Here is a 19,335-nt window from a genome sequence, read left to right as displayed (position 1 = left end):
CCGGAACCACCGGAACCACCGGAACCACCGGAACCTGATTCTTCTGCCATCGCCGCTTGTGCTGATTCAAACGCCGCTTTGAGGGCTGATGCGCCCCCGGCAGCGTTTGCGGCACCTGCTGCGGCTAAAGCGCCACCTGTTGCTGCAATAGCAGCTGCAGAAGCAGCTGCTCCAACAAGAGCACCTGCGCCAAAGGAACCAATCCCACCAGTGCTACCTCCGGCAAGTCCCCCAATTAAAGCCGGGATTTTGTTGCTCAAATAAAGAAGAGCCAATGCTACAACAAAAATAACACCCATTTCCTTGAGGCTAATTGAACTGCTCATACCTGTGTAATAGCTATCAAGAATTGACTTACCTATGCCAATAATAAGGACCATTGACATAAGCTGCGCACCGGTTGATAGGACGGTTTTGAAGAAATTGATAGCCATATCCGAAGTCCAGCGAGAACCGCCGAACCCAAGGAAAAATATCCCTCCGTAAACAAGCACCCAAGCCGAAATAAAAAGAAGCAAGAGGTTTACACCAACGAGAGCAAGTATACCGAGAATAATTATCCCAAGAATAATACCAGCTGTACTGTCTACAGGAGACCAGACTGATGACTGATCAAGAACCTTAAAGAAAATATCAAACCCGATCTGTGTAACGCCTCCCGGAGTGAAAGCGGCATTTTGCCCTATGGCCTCTGCACCGATTTGCCACATTGATTTGATGATAGCCATTGCAATAGCTGGTCCATTGGACAGTAAATACCAAAAGAAACCTATTACAACAAAAAACCGAACAATTTCGGCTAGGGCCGTGTTAATACCATCGCCCTGCATAGCCATCATGCCGAAGGTCCATACCATGCTAATCAATGCTAAAGACCAAAACAGCCATGTCCCATATTTGATCATGACACCGCTCCATGCAGAAGCAGCGGCCTGATATTTATCTAACACTTCATCCATAACATTACTATTCATCGCAGCTGACGCAAACGATGAATAGGAAAATAAAACCATCACCAGTATTAATAAAGTGAATGGTTTTATATTCTCTCTGTTTAATACTGAGATCATGTTACTTGTCCTCTTTGGAAGAGTTGTTTTCTTCCTTATTCATATCCCAGCTTTTATTTCCTGAGTTGGTGATATTACCGCTATAGTGCGGACATCCTTTTGCGGTTGGATCTTTCTTACAATCTGTCTTGTCCTCTCCGTCACATCCTGTAATTAAGAAGGTGGTAATTAACGCAACTGTGGATAAGAGTTTCAGTTTCATGTTTTTTCCTTACTGGAAAGACCAGCTTTTGGAGGATGAAGTTGAGATGTTGTCACCGTTACGTAACTGCTCTGATGCAGCCGCTTGCTGGGCCTCTTTATCGGCCTGAGCCTGCGCCAGTGTTGCTGCAGCGTTTTGTTGAGCTACCAGAAGCGAGCGGATTTGCAGCAACTGGTTCGTTTGAGCACTGGCAAGCTGGTTAGCAGCCTGAATAGCTTCCATTTGCCCTTGCGCGCCGGTTGCCTGAGTTTGCAAATCTGCCAGGTTATCAGCATCGCTTTGCAGTGTTTCCTGCTGTTGATCGAGAGCCTTAAACACGGCGTCATTAGCCTTTTTACGTGCCTCAGAGTTGTTCTGTTCAGCTTTACGCAGTGCGCTAATTTCATCCGCAGTACATTCAACATTACTGTTAAAGCACGGTGATGAGCGGTAGTAATTCACGTCCTGATAACGTTTCAGATATGAATCGAGACTCCCGGCCTGATTTTTGTAGTAATTAAGAGTGTCCTGCGCCTGCAATAATTTGTTGATGGTCGAATTGGCCTGATCCCAGATATATGCCGCAGGTGCGACTGTATTTTTCAGCATGTTTTCATACTGCTGCAGCTGCGTCTGGTACTGCTGGATCTGTTTAGCCACAGCCTGAACGTTATTGACTGCGCTGATTGTGGTCTGCACCACATTAGTACCATCGATGACAGGGATACCGGCTTTCGCCGGTAATGCCATGATTGACGCCACGAAGGAAGCCAGTAACGCTTTTTTAGCGGCTAAAACGAAACGTTTATTCATCGTCTTGTCCTCTTAGTAGTCAAATGCCTGATAAGGCTTTGTGAATGCCAGGTCTTTAGTGACCATGATATTGAAGCGATAACCCGGACGAATTTCGAGCGTAGGCGCGATATTCAGGTTTTTCTGTACAACCTGCGCAATGGCCTGACCGAATACCTGACCCAGCGCTGCACTCATTTCACTGCTCATATTCGGAGCCTGATTTGAGTTGTTATTGTTCTGGTCGCGATCCTGAGAATAAGCAATTGTCGCGGTGATACCTGACAGCAGCAGAGCGTTACCAAAGATACGGAAGTAATGGTTATTAACCTGATCACGGAAACCAGAATAACCCGCCATGTCTGCGCCCGGCATGGAGCCTAAATCAAGAGCTTTTCCGTCCGGGAACACCAGACGTTGCCAGGCAATCATGACCCCTTCCTGACCATAGGCAACATCGCTTGAATATGTACCTATCACGCGAGTACCGTGAGGGATAAGAAGGTATTTGCCTGTTGCCGAGTCATAAACGTCCTGAGCAACCTGACCAACAATCTGGCCTGGAAGATCAGAGTTAATACCGCTAATCATGACGCCAGGAATGACCCAGCCCGCACGAAGTTCATACTGGCTGTGTGGTGCAGAAACTTTTTCATCCAGTAACCATCTGTCACCCTGCCCTTTCTTACCGAACTGGTTGATGTCATTTCGGGAAACGGAAGCACCACCCACTGATGCCAGCTGCATACCAGTATCGCTGCCGCTATCTGCGCCGCCATTCATAGAGGCCCGGATTCTCTGAACCTGAGCGTCATAACTTGCAGTAGCATCGCCAGCATTGTTCTGTTCCATCTGACGGCGAACGTTAGCGATTTCCTGCAGCATTTCATCGCGGGTTTGCGGTGTATTGCCTGCAGTGGTTGAACGCCCCAACTGGTTAGGCAGGCTCACTTCCGTTTTAGCTTTTACGGCCTCAACAAAATCACGCATTTTATTGCGACGAATCTGGTCTGCTTCTGGATCATTCTGCCGTGGCGATTCCGACCGTTGCGGAACGGGTGGCTGATCTGGATCAGCCACCGGCGCAACGGGAACCGCTGTATAATCTGTGCTCGGTTTGGTTTTATCGTCCTGTTTCGGAATCTCTGGCGGTGTCGCCGGTGCTTCAATAAGCCCGGAACTACCACCTCCCATAACATCCATTGCCATTGCTGAGGTATCGCGGCTGCTGCCGCGTTGAACAGTCGTTTCTGCCGTATCAGACGCGCCCTGGTTGGCACGTTTATTCGCGACGTATGCAACGACAAGGCAGAATGCAGCCACACAGCCTATAGCAATGTACATAGGTCTTTTGTTAACGCGGCGTACACCGGTTTTGTTAGCAACGCCCGGAGAAGCGTCGGGGGACATTTTATCTTGGTCAGCCATCCTTTATTCCTCGCGAGTCCATGGGCCTGCCGGGTATGCTTTGCCGTCTGTTGCCAGAGCGAAGCCACGGCTTAACGTGACGCCACCAACATACGTTGTGACCTGGTAGAGGTTTGGCGCGACGGTATTCACGACATAACCAAGAGTGGTCCCTGAATTTGCCAGGGCGCTCTGAGGCTTACCGTCTTTCGTGAACTCAATAACGGCATAACCCCGCGACCGAAGACGTTGAACAAGTGCCGAGCCGAACTGATCTTTGGCAGGCTGTTTCATCGTGAACGTAGTACGTCCCGGAGGATACAGCGCTGCCAGATGCGCAACGGTGTTATCTGCCATGCTCGTAGAGGCGAACATATTGGCATTCGAATAGTTGCCATAACCCGAAGAGACACAGCCAGTCATTAACAGGCTTGCGGCCAGCACCATAGCAGAGGTTAATTTCATTGCTGCTTTCATTATTAGCCCCTTGTGATAGTCACTTTTTCCTGGCTCGAACCGACGCCAATTACCAGATATGCCTTGTCAAACAGGCCATCGACAATCGTTCTGTCTCCCTGGGTACGCAGGTTTACCTGCTGTGTTTCGTCTTTAGAGAACAGCCCACCTTCTTTACGCACAACCAGAAGGATTGGGGTTTCGCCAGAAGAAATCGTTTTAGGGAACTGGATAATGGTTTTGACGCCATCGTTATATACACGTACCGGTTTCCAGCTGGCAGAACCGCTGATTTCGTAGTTGAAGTCCAGATTCCCCAGGTATTCACCTGTTTGAGGAATTGTGTTGTCACGCAGATGCTTGGCTTCACGCGTCCGAATGGCATCCCATTTAGCCTGCGCGTCTTCCGGGTAGGTAAATGACACATACGGCATAAATTTGGTGCGGCTGGTTTTAACTCGCATACGATAAGTGCGGCGGTCAGTCGTCACTACCAAAGAGGTATCAAGGCCCACATCAAGCGGTTTGATGATCAGATGCAGCTGCTGCGCGGCACCAGAACCGGTGATTGAAGGAGATACCGTTACGCGTGGATCACCAACGTCGATATTGTTGACGTTTTCTCCGGGCTGCAAAGCCACATCGCACAGCTGCAGTACGGCACAGACAATCTGCGTCTGGCCCGTTGTATACACGTAACTGATTGCACCGTCCGGCCCTGCAAATGGTTTACTGGTTACGCTGCCAGCACCGGTCTGCCATTTCTGGCCGATACCAATAGCTGCTCGTTCCTGCGGTGTGAGTGATGGCTCATTGTTAGAGAAATATTGGTCGGCCAGCGGATCACTACCGGGAGCCGCATTAGCCAGAAGCGGTAAGCTCAAAATTAACGCTGAGATAATTGACTTTTTCATGTGTCGGCCCCGAATTTACAGTTGTTTTGACCAGTTAAAATCTTTAATGAAAATACGATGTGGGTTCATCACATCATTGTTTTCGTTAATTTTTGCGTTCAGATTAGTGTTCTGATAAACGTTGACCAGTGCTCGCATACGGACCGGTGGGTTTTTTAACGTACCGTCGCGGTTACGTGTTGTCTCAATCCAGTCAACCTGCCAGGTATCTGGCGTTTGCTGCAGTACGGAAATCAGCTCATTGCTGACCATTTCCGTTTTTGCACGGGTGAAAGGATTACGTTCTTTCGAACCATTCAGATATTCATTCGCTTTTGTTGTGGCGGGATCATCCGGGAACAAAAACGCGTAGGTGCGCAATACAGACTTACGCTGTAGTTCACCATCTGGCGTAACCGTTCTGATGTGATCGATAAAGTTCCATACAGCGGTGCGATAGTCGTCGATCTTGGCTGGCGGCAAGCGGTCTGCTCTTGTCAGGCTGACGTAGTTACCTGCCTTGTCCTGTTCATAAACCATCGGGACAGTTTTCGACTGGCTCCCGATGTAAGTAATCCCACCCACAGCGGCCAGACCGATAAGCAGACCCGCTACACCAATGAAAATACCCAGCGCCCCGAACTGCTGCACATGGCCCATGTGGATATTCCATGAACGACGTGCATTGAGATACGGATTAGGGCTATCAGGCTGAGGGTTTTTTTTACCGTTAAAAAGTTTCATGCAGCGACCTCATACTCATAATCATTTAAGTCCAGACCCTTAGTGCGTAGCCATTCATCTACCCAGCCATCACCGTATGTTTCGGACAGTTGTTTAACTGCATCGATTGAATCGGGATCAGTAGCTCCAACAAATGCCAGCGCAAGCGGCCCCAGCGCGAGCTGATACAGGCGGCGTCCTTCTTCGGATACGTAGTAGTAATCGCGTTTTGGTACGGCAGACGCGATGATTTCAATCTGACGGCGATTAAGCCCCATATTGATATACAGAGGCATGGCTTCTTCCTGCAGGGCGTTGCTGTTTGGCAGGAAGATTCGGCAGGCAGTTGACTCAATAATGACATCGAGAATGCCAGAGTTGGCCGCATCACTAAGCTGTTGAGTTGCCATAAGAACAGAGCAGTTTTTCTTCGCCATGGATTTAAGCCAGTCGCGGATTTTGCCCCTGAATTCTGGATGACCCAGCATGAGCCAGGCCTCATCAAGGATGATGAGTGTTGGGCGACCATCCAGAGATTCTTCAATGCGACGGAAGAGATAGAGCAGCACCGGCAGCGCGTATTTCTGATCCATGTTCATGAGGTGTTCAATCTCAAAGGTCATGAAGTCAGAAATATCAAGGCCATCTTCTTCTGCATCGAGCAGATGCCCCATGTTGCCATCAATGGTGTATTGCTTGAGCGCCTCACGAACGACATTGTTCTGTACCGTGACCGTAAATTCAGACAGGGTTTTCGAATGAGTCTCAGACATACTCTTAATGGCGTCAGCAATCGCGTTTCGCATCGGTGCATCAACCTTAACCCCGTTCAGGATCAGAATGGCTTCAATCCATTCCATCGCCCATGTACGGCGGGTAGGAGTATCCAGTCGTGATAAAGGAGCAAATGCCAGCTGGTTATCATCACCGGCAATCGTGAAATGCTTCCCGCCTACGCCCTTGCAGGTTGCAAGCATCGACAGACCTTTGTCGAAAGTGAAAATGCGCGAGTCAGCATAACGTCGCCACTGCATAGCGATTAACGCCAGATGGGTAGATTTACCGGCACGGGTTGGTCCGAACATGAAAGCGTGGCCGAGGTCACGAACATGCAGATTAAGTCGGAATGGCGTATTCCCTGACGTAACACAGTGCGTTAACGGCGGTGCGCCTACTTCGAACATCGGACTTGGGGCTTTGTTTTCGCCCGGCCAGATAGTGCTGGTCGGTATCAGGTCGGCAAGGTTAAGGGTATTTACCAGCGGGCGCCGCACATTTTCAACACCGTGGCCCGGTAAGGAACCAAAGTAGGCATCCATCGTGTTAACGGTTTCAATTCGAGCAGCGAAGCCGGTATTGTTAACAGCCTTGCGCATAAACTCTGCTGCTGCTTCGACCTTCTGACGGTCCTCATTCATCAGGACAATAACACTGGTGATGTAACCCTGGCTGACCAAACCGGAGTTAGTCTCTGCAATAGCAGAAGACGCATCGTTGACCATAGACAGTGCGTCTTCATCAACGTAGCCGTTATTGGTATTGAACAGCTGAGACATAAAACCGCGTACTTTCTGTTTCCACTTCCTGCGGAATGCCGTCAGCTTTGAAATGGCTTCGTGAGCATCGAGGAAAATAAAGCGCGTTGACCAGCGGTATTCACATGGCTGTTCGGCCAGCTTACTGAGAATGCCCGGATAAGATTCAGACGGGTAGCCTTCAATCGCCACAACCTGAATGAAGTTCTTCCCGATACGCGGCGTAATGCCAGGAATAAGCTCCTGACCTCCAATGAGGCTATCCAGGTAAATAGGGTTATTTGGCAGACGTATAGGATGTTGCAGGCCCGTAATGCAATACTGCAGGTACTCCAGCTGCTGATCCATCGTTGCAATGGAGCCATCTTCCTGCACGACTTTCACGCCGTTCAGCCGTTCAATCGAAACAGCCTGCGAAAGGTTTGCCTGAATTATGCTGATTTCATGCTTAAATTTTTCGATGAGATTAAGCGTAGCGTCTTTGTCGGTAGAGGCTTCGCGATCGTCATCAAACATCAATTCGGTGAATTTACTTTCTGCCAGCGCAGGCGGGAACCAGGTGAAGGTAACGATAAAGCACCCTTCATACAGTTGCCCCATCTTTTCAAACAGACGGCGACGTTCTTCATCGATGGCAGCGGAAACACGGTCGGGAAAGTGCGAAGCGTTTCGGTCACTGTATGACGGAGCCGGACTACGCATTGCATCAACGTGCATCATCCAGCCGTTGCCGAGTCTGCCAATCGCTTTATTAATGCGAAATGAGACAAGCTCTCTTTCCTGATCGGTCGAACTCGCGTTGTCAGCACCTTTAAAAAAGAATGACGCCATAAAGGAACCGTTCTTACATACGATCACGCCATCATCAACAACAGCGGCGTACATAAGCATGTCGGCTACAGCTTCATCCTCCGAGCGATTTTTTTTAAGGTGATATTCCTTCACCATACGCAAATAGAAAGCCAGCATCATGCCAAGCAAGATCAGACCTATCAGCGCAACTAAGACAGGAATTACGGTATTCATTTTTTCACCCTTTCATAACGTTTGCCTTGGGTTCCTGTATTTTTGCGGAACGGCGTAGCACGGGGTGCATAATACGGCTGGCTGTATTTGAGGCTACGCAGATAAACATGGCGCAACATCGGATCTGATTTAGCCATTTTCCTTAACAGGAAAAGTGCTCCCCCCCAAATCCCGATGCCTACACCGGCAGCGATCCAGTCTTGTGATGTAAAGATAAGGACCGCTGCCAGCAGGATTGAAAACATAACCAATTCACGGTCCCCGCCCATGAAGAGGTTCGTTCTTGAAGCCGCCCTACGAATGGGGATCGTGCGTAATGCCATGGTTATGCCACTCCCCCTGTTTTAGAGCTGGTCAGCATTGCTGCCAGTTCTGCACCCTGCCCAGTGATTGCAGACAACGTGTTTTGAGCCGCAACCAGGAAGCTAAGAACAAGAACGATGAAAATCAGAGTACGAAGGAACCCGTTCATATCACCGCCGAAGATCAACATCGCGCCTGCACCTACCAGGCCGATAATGGAAGCGGTATATGCAAATGGTCCTGTAACAGAAGTACGGATGTTGGTCATCCAGTCATCGAACGGCAGGCCACCGCCTGATGTGTTTGACGCCAGAGCAGGTTCAGCTGCCATGAAAAACAGCATCGCGCCCAAAAATGCAATAAAGGCGTGTTTGCTGAGATTGAAGTGGGAAAGACCTGTTTTCATTAAATAACCCCTTACTAAGGTTGTTCTGGAACGATTTGAATAAGGTTGAGCTTTATGGCCTGCCCGATGGCCTGAGTCTCGTTGCTGTGTGTGGTAGATATGTCCTCCATTTTTTAAGCTGCAATGAGCTGGGAAATGTATTCCCCGTTTTCATAACCCTGAATCTCGCGGATTTCTTTAATCCGGCGACCCTCAGAAGTTTTAGAAATCTGGACGATCACGTTGACCGCTTCGCCGATTACCGGCTCAATTTCTCGCGGAGCAAACGGGTTACGTGAAATCAGTGAACGCAGACGCGTGAGAGCAGAAAGCGTGTTGTTGGCGTGAAGTGAGGCCGCGCCGCCCTCATGCCCGGTGTTCCAGGCGTCAAGCATATCGAGGGCTTCCGGGCCGCGTGTTTCACCTACGAAAATACGGTCAGGTCGCATACGCAGGATCAGACGAAGAATGTCTGTCATGGTGACGTCAACGGTGGTGTGATACTGAACAAAATTTTGCGCGGCGCACTGCAGTTCGCCCGTATCTTCGATAATGCAGATACGCTCGTCTGGAAACTGACGAACTATTTCAGCAATGATGGCGTTTAACAGCGTTGTCTTCCCTGAACCAGTACCACCAATAACCAGAATATTTTTATGCGCGGCAATTGCGCGACAAATAAAATCAGCCTGCGCCCTGGTCATTACGCCTTTATCTACATATTCATCCAGAAGGAAAATGCGTGAGGCTTTCTTACGAATAGCAAAGGTTGGACCTGCAACCAGTGGCGGCAGCTGACCCGCAAAACGGGAACCATCAATAGGGAGTTCACATTCAAGAAATGGCGATTTGTGATCGATAATCTTTTTGTGAAAGCCCGCGATAGTTTGAAGAATGGTTTTTGAACGTTGTACAGGCACTGTTCCCATGCAGAACATAGGCTGACCGAATTTCTCACGCCACAGCTTGCCATCCGGGTTGAGCATGATTTCCAGCGTTTCAGGATCTTCCAACGCTTCCATCAAACTTGGCCCCATGTCCCTTTTGAGCTTTTCTATCGCTCTTAAATCAACGGAATCTACAGCGTCCATAATTCCTCTTTTTCTTTACACAGCTTTTACAATAGAAATTACGGCAAACGATATACCGAAACAAACTTGCAAGCAAGAGTTAATCCAGCATTAAAGCGAAATTATTGGTGGTTCGAAGACGGGGAAAGGGGATGTTTTTTAGCGGCTAAAATCTGCATCCCTGCAGAACCATCCTTTTCTGGCGTTAACTGTCTTTCTTTTCCTGCATTTTTTCCAGCATTGCCTTTGCTTCCTGCCCTAACTTCTGGCGAGCCTGATCACTCCACATACGTACCCGAAAGGCTTGCTGTTCGGAAAGTATGACGGACACTCTTACATAGCCAGGGGGAAGGCTCTTAACAGGTTTTCCATCAGCCATCAGCATAAGGCTGTGTTCATCAAGATCAGTTGTTTCAAGGAGAACAGGAAGGGCTACATCGAGGGCATTAGCAATGGATTCCATCACCCTTAAAGATGGGTTCGCTTTTCCATTTGTTAGGTCCGACAAAAAAGAGATTGAAACCCCAGCTTTTTGGGAAAGCTCCTGCTTTGTCATACCTCTTTCTTCAAGCAGTCTGAGGATGTTAGTAAAAAAAATTAGGTTGTACACGATACGCTTACGCCTCGATGTAAATTTTAGCGGCTAAAATGTTGACCGAATCAAATTGTTTAGCTAAACTCTATATTCCCTAGTCACAGAGATAGAGATCTGCATATGAAAAATCTTAATCGTTTTCAGTTTATCGGAAATCTAACAAAAGACACAGAGTTACGGTATACAGCAAAAAGCACACCGATCGCAATTTTCGATATAGCGGTTAACGGGAGCTATAAAGAACAGGAAAGCGGTGAAGTCAAGGAATATACCGACTTTTTCCGTATCAAGGTATGGGGTAAGGCTGCAGAAAACGCTGCAAAGTTCCTGGGGAAAGGTTCGCAGGTTTTTGTAGAAGGTTCTATGCGTAACACTCAGTATGAATCGAACGGCCAAAAAGTGTATGGCATCGATTACATTGCTGAGAATATCCAGTATTTAAATACAAAATCCCCGGCAAGCAGTCCCGCAGCTGCAGGTAATGAAAACTGATTGATGGGGCAAGATGGTATAGAATGGAAGGCCCGATGAGGGCCTTTTCTCAATGCGCTGTCAAAGCGGCGAGGCATTTATGACTAAAGAAGAAAAAGACGCTCAACTTGAACAGCTAAAAAAAGCTGCACAGGCACAGCGCACCAAATCAGTAGAAAAGAAAAACTCTTCTAATCAACTTTCGCTTTTTGATATAGCGCCTTGGCCGGACTCTATGAGAGCCTTGCCGAACGATTATGCCCGTTCAGCGCTTTTTACAGTCAAAAACAAACGCCAGCCGCGAGAAGCACTGCAGAAGAAAGAAATCTATCACATTAATAAAGACATCCGTATCACCTATACCGGGCTTGAACTGCGTGCCGATGACGACGAACTGGTCTGGCAGCAGGTTCTGGAGTACGCCAAGAGAAAACCTATAGGTGCTCCAATTACGTTTAGTTTCTATGAACTCTGCCAGGATCTTGGTTGGTCTTATAATGGCCGTTACATCGAAAAGGCAGAAGAATGCTTAACTCGGTTACAGGCTACTGCAATGCAGTTTATCTCTGATCGTATCGGCCAGCTGGATTCGGTTTCGTTGATAGGTCGTTTTAAAGTGTTAGATAGGGGAAAGCGTTCTTCACAATGCGAAGTAATCATTGATAAAGAAATGATTCTTCTTTTTGCTGATGGACATTATTCAAAGTTTGTTTGGGAAAAGTACCGAAAACTGTCTCCCACTGCCCGCCGCTTGTTTGACTATTTCAGTTCCCACCGTGATCCGTATCCAATGAAACTGGAAACGTTTCGTCTTATGTGCGGTTCTGAAACATCTACGCCACGTAAGTGGAAACAACAGGTTAGTAAGGCTTGTGATGAACTTAATGAAAGCGGATTGGTTTATAACGCCTTCGTCAATGGTTCATTAGTTGGTTGCCAACGGTCCAATCCTGAGCCGATCAAAGCTCCTGACGGGAAAGACGGTGAAGGCGACGGAGAGTGATGTTCATGACATTTGAGGTACGCATTATGACATATGAGGTACGCTCAAAAAGTTTAGCTGCACAATTTATCAGCAAAAAAAAGTTTAGGTCGTGTTTAGCTCATTCTGGTAATTGAACTTGGGGTCAGTTTGGATATCGAAAATTATTGTACGTTAGGCTCATTTTTTGACCATCAATGATGAGCCAATATCTGGCGAAATTTAACAGAACCGCCTATGCCCCAAATCCCGTATCGGTAGATATCATTTTTGTAGTAACTTTCCTTCCGACAGTATCACAGCCAAAAATAATATAAATATATGATTTATATCGTAAATAAAGGTAGTTATGTTTATTCTTAGTTATACTATAGTGGAGTATGCATTGACGATAATTATATACTCCACTATAGTATATAAAATCAAAAATGGTGAGGTAAATAATGCCCAGTACTCCTGAAGAGAAAAAAAAGGTCCTTACCCGTGTTCGCCGCATTCGGGGTCAGATTGATGCTCTGGAAAGAGCGCTGGAAAATGGTGCTGAATGCCGTTCCATTCTTCAGCAGATAGCTGCCGTTCGCGGAGCAGCTAACGGTCTTATGGCAGAGGTGCTCGAGAGCCACATACGGGAAACCTTTGACCAGAATGACAGCTACAGCCATGAAATCAGTAAATCCGTTGACGATACGATTGAACTGGTTCGCGCCTATCTTAAATAGCTAAGCCATCACATTGAGGATAATTTACATATGAAATCACGTGCTGCCGTTGCATTTGCACCAGGGAAGCCCCTGGAGATTGTTGAAATTGATGTTGCACCACCTAAAAAAGGCGAGGTGCTGATTAAAAATACCCACACCGGTGTCTGCCACACCGATGCCTTTACCCTCTCCGGGAACGATCCTGAGGGCGTTTTCCCGGTGGTTCTCGGCCACGAAGGGGCCGGTGTCGTCGTGGAGGTCGGTGAAGGCGTGACCAGCGTGAAGCCGGGAGACCATGTGATTCCGCTTTACACCGCCGAATGCGGGGAGTGTGAATTCTGTCAGTCCGGGAAAACGAACCTCTGTGTATCGGTTCGCGAAACTCAGGGAAAAGGACTGATGCCTGACGGAACCACCCGCTTTTCTTACAATGGCCAGCCTCTTTACCACTACATGGGATGCTCCACCTTCAGTGAGTATACGGTAGTGGCCGAGGTTTCTCTGGCAAAAATTAACCCGGAGGCAAACCATGAACACGTCTGCCTGCTGGGCTGTGGCGTGACTACCGGGATTGGCGCTGTTCACAACACAGCGAAAGTACAGCCTGGAGATTCTGTCGCTATTTTTGGTCTTGGCGCAATCGGTCTGGCTGCCGTTCAGGGGGCTCGCCAGGCAAAAGCAGGACGCATTATCGCTATCGACACCAACCCGGCCAAATTCGAACTTGCCCGTCAGTTCGGTGCAACCGACTGCATCAACCCGAACGACCATGACAAACCGATTAAAGATGTGCTGCTTGAAATCAACAAATGGGGCATTGACCACACTTTTGAATGTATCGGTAACGTCAACGTTATGCGTGCGGCGCTGGAAAGTGCTCACCGTGGCTGGGGCCAGTCCATTGTCATCGGCGTGGCCGGCGCCGGGCAGGAGATATCCACCCGTCCATTCCAGCTCGTTACCGGGCGCGTATGGAAAGGTTCTGCTTTCGGCGGAGTGAAAGGCCGTACGCAACTTCCGGCCATGGTAGAAGATGCCATGAAGGGTGAAATTGAACTGGAGCCATTTGTTACCCACACGATGACGCTGGATGAAATCAATGAGGCCTTCGATCTTATGCATGAAGGTAAATCAATCCGTACGGTAATCCGTTACTGATAGCGTCTTAACTGAGTCAAACCAACTGAAGGAAATGGATCATGGCAACACCTGTAATTTCTGGTAATGACGTTTTTTCCCACGTCTTCATCGGTGCATCCGATGTTGAAAAATCCGCTGATTTTTACGATGCTGTCCTCGGTACGCTTGGCATCAATAACCTCGGCCCGTTTGGCAATGGCTGGGTACTTTATGGTCGCGAAAAGCCAGCCTTTATTATTGCACATCCGGGCAACGGTGAAGCGCCATCGGCCAACGGCGTTACTGTCGGCTTTGCAGCTGCAAGTCCGGAAGAAGTTGATGCTTTCCACGCCGCGGGCCTTGCCGCCGGAGGGAAAGATGAAGGTCAGCCTGGCCCGCGCAGCCATCTCCCTGGAGCCTATGCAGCCTACCTGCGAGACCCTGCGGGTAACAAAATCACGGCTTATACGTTCATCTGACGTCCGGCTATAAAGAGACTTCCCCTGACTCCCTGTCAGGGGAAATAACCATGAGACAGAGGCTGATGGAACTCATCGAGCAGCATGCCAGCGCTGGCGGCTGGCAAAACGTATACCGCCATAATTCACAAACACTTAATTGTGGGATGAATTTCGGTGTTTATCTTCCCCCCAAAGCAGCAACAGAAAAACTGCCGGTCCTGTACTGGCTCTCGGGTCTGACCTGTACGGAGCAGAATTTCATCACCAAATCGGGTATGCAGCATTATGCCGCCAGGAACAACATCATCGTCGTTGTTCCTGATACCAGTCCCCGTGGAGAGCATGTCGCAGATGCTGACAGCTACGATCTGGGCCAGGGTGCCGGATTTTATCTGAACGCGACGGAACATCCGTGGAACACGCATTACAGGATGTATGACTATATTCTCCATGAGCTTCCGGATGTTGTCATGGAGCATTTACCTGTAACATCAAGGAAATCAATATCCGGTCACTCCATGGGGGGGCTGGGAGCGCTGGTTCTGTCGCTGCGAAATCCTGATGAATATGTGAGTGTATCGGCATTTTCACCAATAGTGTCACCTTCTCAGGTGCCATGGGGACAACAGGCATTCACCGCGTACCTGGGTGAAAATAAAAAAACGTGGGAGCACTACGATCCCGTCAGTCTCATTTTACAGGGTGCGAAATTACCAGAAATTTTTATTGACCAGGGATTAAGTGACGCCTTTTATGAAGATCAGTTACGCACTAAAAGTCTTGAAAGAGTGTGCAACGAGATGAACATCAACACATCATTCCGATATCATACTGGTTACGACCACAGCTATTATTTCATTTCCAGCTTTATTGGTGAGCACATTGCTTACCATGCCAACAGGCTCAGGCTGTCAGCATGAGTTGATTTCCAGCCTCAGAAAATGTGCTTAATTTTCAGGCCTGAACAGGGCCTGAATCCTGCAGACCTGAGATGTGCTGTAACCGGTGGCTTCAGCAGTTTCTCTTATGCTCAGTTTCTTGACCTGTCGGTAATACAGAACTTTCTTATGTCGTTCCTGATCGGCCTGTTTGCCCCGGTATTTTCCCAGCGTATGTGCCCGTTCAATTCCCTGCTTCTGCCGATGGCGGCGGCTCAGCCAGTCCTTATGCGACATCGAGGCCATCAGGTCGATAAGCATATTATTGATGGCGGTTATCACGGCGCGGGTGATTGGGTCAGCCTGCGAAGGATCTTTATCTGACAGCGCCTGCCATGAGGTGGGTACATCGAGGCTGACAATCCGCAGCTCGTGTTGCTCGATTTGCTTTTTCAGCGTCATCCAGTCGCTGTTGCTCAGACGGGTCAGACGGTCTATCTGCTCGACCAGTAAAATATCATTGCGGTGACTGTCCATCAGTAAGCGCCCCAGTTCCGGGCGGTCAAGTTTTGTACCGCTGATGTTCTCCCGGTAGTAACTGGCTATTTTATGTCCCCGCTCCTGAACAAACTGCTCCAGCATCTCTTTTGCCCGATCGGCGAACTGATCTTCCGTCGATGCCCTTAAATAAGCTCTGATGAACATTTTTCCACCACGTTATCGCATTTAAGTTATTGCATTTAATCTATCGCATATAGGTTATGTCATTCATCGTGTGCCGTCACGTTTTGAATATGGCGTCAGGGTGTACCCTTATGCGATACCATTTTTGTTAAAAATTCCGCATCAAATAATTTATGAGGGAAACTATATGGCAAGGAGGCAGATTCTTTCTCTGTCGGAAAGAGAATCATTACTGGCATTACCGGACGATGAGTTAACGCTGACACGAATGGCGTATTTTAGTGAGCATGATCTGGCGCTTATCAGTGCTCACCGTAAACCCGCCAGTCGTTTTGGTTTTGCCGTCCTTCTTTGCTATCTGAAAAATGTCGGCTTTGCACCGGATAAAAAAATCCCACCCTCTGATGCGCTGCTGAAGCATATCGCCAGCAGGCTAAAACTTACCGGGGATCTCTGGCCTGCTTACCTTTCCGGCAGGGAAACCACGCGACGCGAACATTTAACCGAACTGTACCGCTATCTTGGCGTAAAAGCGTTTACCGGAAAAATACAGCAGGACTGTATTACACACCTGCTGCCGATGGCGACGCGCACCGATAAAGGTATTCTCCTGGCCGAAGAACTGCTGGTCTGGCTCCGGAAGAACAACGTGATAATTCCCGCGATTGATGTCGTGGAGCGTACCTGTGCGGAGGCCATGGCTGGCGGCGATAAAATCGTATTTCAGACCCTGAATGCCCCGTTAACTCCGGCTCACAGGGATGCCCTGGATCGTTTACTTGAGTCCTCAGATAATCAGCCTTCCAGGCTGACATGGCTTCTGCAACCGCCGGGTAAAATCAATGGTAAGAACGTGCTGCAACACCTTGATCGGCTCAGTAGCATTGAATCGCTGGCATTACCTGAAGGTATAGATCGTACCATTCACCAGAACCGGTTGCTGAAACTGGCGCGGGAAGGCCGAAAGATGAGTAGCCGGGATTTGACCCGATTTTCAGCAGCCCGCCGTCATGCGATCCTGGTGTGCGTGCTGGAAGAAGCCAGAGCCACACTGACAGATGAAGTGATTGAGCTGCATGAACGCATGCTGAACAGCCTGTTCAGCAAAGCCAAAAGAACACAGGCTGAGCGCCTTCAACAGACCGGAAAGCTAATCCAGTCAAAACTGAGGCAGTACATAGATGTCGGCCAGGCACTGTCTGAAGCTCGTGATTCCGGTGGCGATCCATGGCTCGCAATAGAAAACATACTCCCATGGCCTGAATTTGTCGCCAGTCTGGAGGAAACACGCCATCTTGCCAGAAAAAATAATTTTGACCCGTTACATATTATTACCGAGAAATACAGCACATTACGGAAATATGCCCCGCGCATGTTGTCCGCTTTACAGTTAATCGCAACCCCGGCAGCGCAACCTCTGGCTGATGCGCTGGTTGTGATCAAGGATATGTACCGGAAGCAGTCGCGTAAAGTTCCGGCGACAGCGCCGCTTGAGTTTGTCCCTGAAAGCTGGCGCAAAGTGGTGATTACACCTGCGGGTATTGACCGGCAGTACTATGAATTTTGTGCGCTCAGCGAGCTTAAGGGTGCATTGCGCTCCGGGGACATCTGGGTTAAAGGCTCACGCCGCTACAAAAACTTTGATGATTACCTCATTCCCGAAAAGGACTTTGACAAACTCACACCGGCGCTGCCCCTGCCCGTATCTGCTGATTATCATGAGTACATTACCAGCCGTAAGACTCTGCTTCAGTCCAGACTTGAAGAGGTCAATGCCATGGCTGCCCTTGGTGAGCTGCCCGATGTCGAAATATCTGACAGGGGAGTAAAAGTCTCTCCGCTGGATAACTGCGTCCCGGTACAGGTTTCACCGCTGGCAGAGCTGGTTTACAGCATGCTACCGCGCCCTAAAATCACGGAAATTCTCGATGAGGTAAACAGCTGGACGGCGTTTACCCGACATTTTTCGCATATAAAAAATGACATTACCCGTCCCGATACCCGCCTGCTCCTCACCACCATCCTTGCGGATGGCATCAATCTTGGCCTGACCAAAATGGCGGAAGCCTGCCCCGGAAGCACCAAATCATCACTGGAAGATATCCAGGCATGGTACATCCGCGACGAAACCTATTCAGCCGCCCTCGCAGAGCTGGTAAACGCGCAGGGGAAAAGACCACTGGCGGCATTCTGGGGAGACGGGACAACGTCATCATCAGATGGACAGAATTTCAGAACAGGCAGCTCAGGCCGCTACGCAGGGCAGGTTAACCCGAAATATGGGCAAGAGCCTGGACGTCAGTTTTATACCCATATTTCGGATCAATACAGCCCGTTTTACACCTGCATAATCAGCCGGGTCAGGGATTCAACCCATGTGCTCGATGGCTTGCTGTACCACGAAAGCGACCTGGAAATCAGGGAGCATTACACCGATACCGCTGGTTTCACCGATCATGTCTTTGCCCTGATGCATCTGCTGGGATTTGCGTTCTGTCCGCGGATCAGGGATCTCCACGACAAAAAGCTGTTTATCAAAGGGAAAGCAGACCAATACCCGGCGCTTCAGTCACTGATATCAACGACCAGCCTGAATCTGAAAGAGATCGAAATTCACTGGCGTGAAGTACTTCGTCTGGCCACTTCAATAAAGCAGGGAACCGTGACGGCATCCCTGATGTTGAAAAAGCTTGCCAGCTACCCCAAACAAAACGGACTTGCCAAAGCACTGAGGGAAATTGGTCGTATTGAACGAACTCTGTTTATGCTCGACTGGTTCCGCGATCCGGCACTTCGTCGGCGGGTACAGGCGGGACTGAATAAAGGAGAAGCCCGTAACGCGCTGGCGCGTGCGGTATTCCTACACCGGCTGGGTGAAATCAGGGACAGAAAACCGGAAAATCAGAGCTATCGCGCCAGTGGACTGACGCTGCTGACGGCTGCCATATCCCTGTGGAATACCGTCTATATGGAAAGAGCGGTCGATGCCCTGAAGCGCAAAGGGGTGAAGATCAACGAGCAACTGCTGTCGCATTTGTCCCCGTTAGGCTGGGAACACATCAATCTGACAGGCGATTATATATGGAAAAGCAACCGGATACCGGCTTCCGGTAAGTTTCGTCGGCTGAGACCAGCTAAAGTCGAAAGGTCAAAAAATAGCCTTAACGTACAATAATTTTCGATATCCAAACTGACCCCAACTTGTGTATTTTATCCACGGAATCTGTGGATAAGTGTGTTATTAACCCGGAATTATCACGACATATGAGGTACGCTTTAACGACATATGAGGTACGTGTTGGCGACATTTGAGGTACGCTTTCATGACATTTGAGGTACGCTTTAACGACATATAAGGTACGCCATTATGACATTTGAGGTACGCTTTTATGACATATGAGGTACGCCTGTGGATGAAATTTATTATAAAATTCAATACGTTAAACGCCTTTTCCACAGCCCTCTAACCAGATCTTTAACCTGATCCTTAACCGATCCTCTAACCAATTTTAACCAATAAAAACATAACCTTATTTTTAACCGCGTCTAACGACGCCCCCGAAGGGGGGAAACCCCCCTTCTCAATCCCTCCCGGCCGCAAGC

20 protein-coding genes are annotated in these 19,335 nt (G+C 48.8%); 7 read left to right on the top strand and 13 right to left on the bottom strand.

Going from position 1 to position 19,335, the window contains the following annotated elements; translation table 11 throughout:
* The 12 genes from trbL to ACJ9Y9_RS24485 form a co-directional block, all read right to left on the bottom strand.
* On the bottom strand, nucleotides 1-1,070 hold a 1,070-nt coding region (gene trbL, locus ACJ9Y9_RS24540), incomplete at its 3' end, for a P-type conjugative transfer protein TrbL (RefSeq protein WP_407226240.1).
* Between the two features lies 1 nt (nucleotide 1,071).
* The gene (locus ACJ9Y9_RS24535; RefSeq protein WP_059338537.1) at nucleotides 1,072-1,272 is read right to left on the bottom strand and encodes a hypothetical protein; all 201 of its coding nucleotides are present in this window, start codon (nucleotides 1,270-1,272) and stop codon (nucleotides 1,072-1,074) included.
* A gap of 9 nt (nucleotides 1,273-1,281) precedes the next feature.
* Nucleotides 1,282-2,064, bottom strand: a complete 783-nt coding sequence (gene trbJ, locus ACJ9Y9_RS24530; RefSeq protein WP_039696233.1) for a P-type conjugative transfer protein TrbJ — start codon at nucleotides 2,062-2,064, stop codon at nucleotides 1,282-1,284.
* A gap of 12 nt (nucleotides 2,065-2,076) precedes the next feature.
* Complete coding sequence (locus ACJ9Y9_RS24525; RefSeq protein WP_003019636.1) at nucleotides 2,077-3,471, bottom strand: TrbI/VirB10 family protein; 1,395 nt, start codon at nucleotides 3,469-3,471, stop codon at nucleotides 2,077-2,079.
* Nucleotides 3,472-3,474: 3 nt separating this feature from the next.
* The gene (locus tag ACJ9Y9_RS24520) at nucleotides 3,475-3,927 is read right to left on the bottom strand and encodes a conjugal transfer protein TrbH (RefSeq protein ID WP_032194780.1); all 453 of its coding nucleotides are present in this window, start codon (nucleotides 3,925-3,927) and stop codon (nucleotides 3,475-3,477) included.
* Between the two features lie 2 nt (nucleotides 3,928-3,929).
* The gene (trbG, locus tag ACJ9Y9_RS24515; protein ID WP_032310197.1) at nucleotides 3,930-4,820 is read right to left on the bottom strand and encodes a P-type conjugative transfer protein TrbG; all 891 of its coding nucleotides are present in this window, start codon (nucleotides 4,818-4,820) and stop codon (nucleotides 3,930-3,932) included.
* A gap of 15 nt (nucleotides 4,821-4,835) precedes the next feature.
* Nucleotides 4,836-5,543: a VirB8/TrbF family protein gene (locus tag ACJ9Y9_RS24510; protein WP_032310198.1), complete on the bottom strand. Its 708-nt coding sequence runs from the start codon at nucleotides 5,541-5,543 to the stop codon at nucleotides 4,836-4,838.
* On the bottom strand, nucleotides 5,540-8,083 hold the full coding sequence (locus tag ACJ9Y9_RS24505) for a VirB4 family type IV secretion/conjugal transfer ATPase (RefSeq protein WP_109885657.1): 2,544 nt from the start codon (nucleotides 8,081-8,083) through the stop codon (nucleotides 5,540-5,542). The genes ACJ9Y9_RS24510 and ACJ9Y9_RS24505 overlap by 4 nt, the downstream gene beginning before the upstream one ends.
* Nucleotides 8,080-8,406 carry a conjugal transfer protein TrbD gene (locus ACJ9Y9_RS24500; protein ID WP_024252963.1) on the bottom strand — a complete coding sequence of 109 codons (327 nt, stop codon included), beginning with the start codon at nucleotides 8,404-8,406 and terminating at the stop codon, nucleotides 8,080-8,082. Before ACJ9Y9_RS24500 ends, ACJ9Y9_RS24505 begins: the two co-directional genes overlap by 4 nt.
* 2 nt (nucleotides 8,407-8,408) lie before the next feature.
* Nucleotides 8,409-8,792 carry a TrbC/VirB2 family protein gene (locus ACJ9Y9_RS24495; RefSeq protein ID WP_003019650.1) on the bottom strand — a complete coding sequence of 128 codons (384 nt, stop codon included), beginning with the start codon at nucleotides 8,790-8,792 and terminating at the stop codon, nucleotides 8,409-8,411.
* A gap of 113 nt (nucleotides 8,793-8,905) precedes the next feature.
* Entirely contained in the window at nucleotides 8,906-9,862 is a 957-nt protein-coding gene (trbB, locus tag ACJ9Y9_RS24490) for a P-type conjugative transfer ATPase TrbB (RefSeq protein ID WP_032310201.1), read from the bottom strand.
* Between the two features lie 184 nt (nucleotides 9,863-10,046).
* A complete protein-coding gene (locus ACJ9Y9_RS24485) occupies nucleotides 10,047-10,451 on the bottom strand; it encodes a transcriptional regulator (protein WP_003019654.1) in 405 nt (134 codons plus the stop codon).
* 105 nt (nucleotides 10,452-10,556) lie between these two features.
* Between ACJ9Y9_RS24485 and ACJ9Y9_RS24480 the strand changes: the two genes are divergently transcribed.
* The 6 genes from ACJ9Y9_RS24480 (at nucleotide 10,557) to fghA (ending at nucleotide 15,090) form a co-directional block, all read left to right on the top strand.
* On the top strand, nucleotides 10,557-10,928 hold the full coding sequence (locus tag ACJ9Y9_RS24480) for a single-stranded DNA-binding protein (protein ID WP_004196205.1): 372 nt from the start codon (nucleotides 10,557-10,559) through the stop codon (nucleotides 10,926-10,928).
* Between the two features lie 79 nt (nucleotides 10,929-11,007).
* A complete protein-coding gene (trfA, locus tag ACJ9Y9_RS24475) occupies nucleotides 11,008-11,910 on the top strand; it encodes a plasmid replication initiator TrfA (protein ID WP_044076637.1) in 903 nt (300 codons plus the stop codon).
* Between the two features lie 422 nt (nucleotides 11,911-12,332).
* Nucleotides 12,333-12,608: a formaldehyde-responsive transcriptional repressor FrmR gene (gene frmR, locus ACJ9Y9_RS24470; protein ID WP_001141270.1), complete on the top strand. Its 276-nt coding sequence runs from the start codon at nucleotides 12,333-12,335 to the stop codon at nucleotides 12,606-12,608.
* Nucleotides 12,609-12,638: 30 nt separating this feature from the next.
* Complete coding sequence (gene frmA / locus ACJ9Y9_RS24465) at nucleotides 12,639-13,748, top strand: S-(hydroxymethyl)glutathione dehydrogenase (protein ID WP_000842086.1); 1,110 nt, start codon at nucleotides 12,639-12,641, stop codon at nucleotides 13,746-13,748.
* Between the two features lie 41 nt (nucleotides 13,749-13,789).
* Nucleotides 13,790-14,188, top strand: coding sequence for a VOC family protein (locus ACJ9Y9_RS24460; RefSeq protein WP_000235177.1), 399 nt, complete (start codon nucleotides 13,790-13,792; stop codon nucleotides 14,186-14,188).
* Nucleotides 14,189-14,253: 65 nt separating this feature from the next.
* Nucleotides 14,254-15,090 carry an S-formylglutathione hydrolase gene (fghA, locus tag ACJ9Y9_RS24455; protein ID WP_009652884.1) on the top strand — a complete coding sequence of 279 codons (837 nt, stop codon included), beginning with the start codon at nucleotides 14,254-14,256 and terminating at the stop codon, nucleotides 15,088-15,090.
* 27 nt (nucleotides 15,091-15,117) lie between these two features.
* Here the strand turns inward: fghA and ACJ9Y9_RS24450 are convergent, their stop codons facing one another.
* On the bottom strand, nucleotides 15,118-15,753 hold the full coding sequence (locus tag ACJ9Y9_RS24450; protein ID WP_000470624.1) for a recombinase family protein: 636 nt from the start codon (nucleotides 15,751-15,753) through the stop codon (nucleotides 15,118-15,120).
* A gap of 166 nt (nucleotides 15,754-15,919) precedes the next feature.
* Here ACJ9Y9_RS24450 and ACJ9Y9_RS24445 point away from each other — a divergent pair, with 166 nt between their 5' ends.
* Nucleotides 15,920-18,907, top strand: a complete 2,988-nt coding sequence (locus tag ACJ9Y9_RS24445) for a Tn3 family transposase (protein WP_032723026.1) — start codon at nucleotides 15,920-15,922, stop codon at nucleotides 18,905-18,907.
* Nucleotides 18,908-19,335: the final 428 nt, after the last annotated feature.

It is taken from the genome of Enterobacter sp. CPE_E1241 (assembly GCF_045618265.1).
GTDB lineage: Bacteria > Pseudomonadota > Gammaproteobacteria > Enterobacterales > Enterobacteriaceae > Enterobacter > Enterobacter adelaidei.
This window is presented reverse-complemented; position numbering and strand designations above follow the sequence as displayed.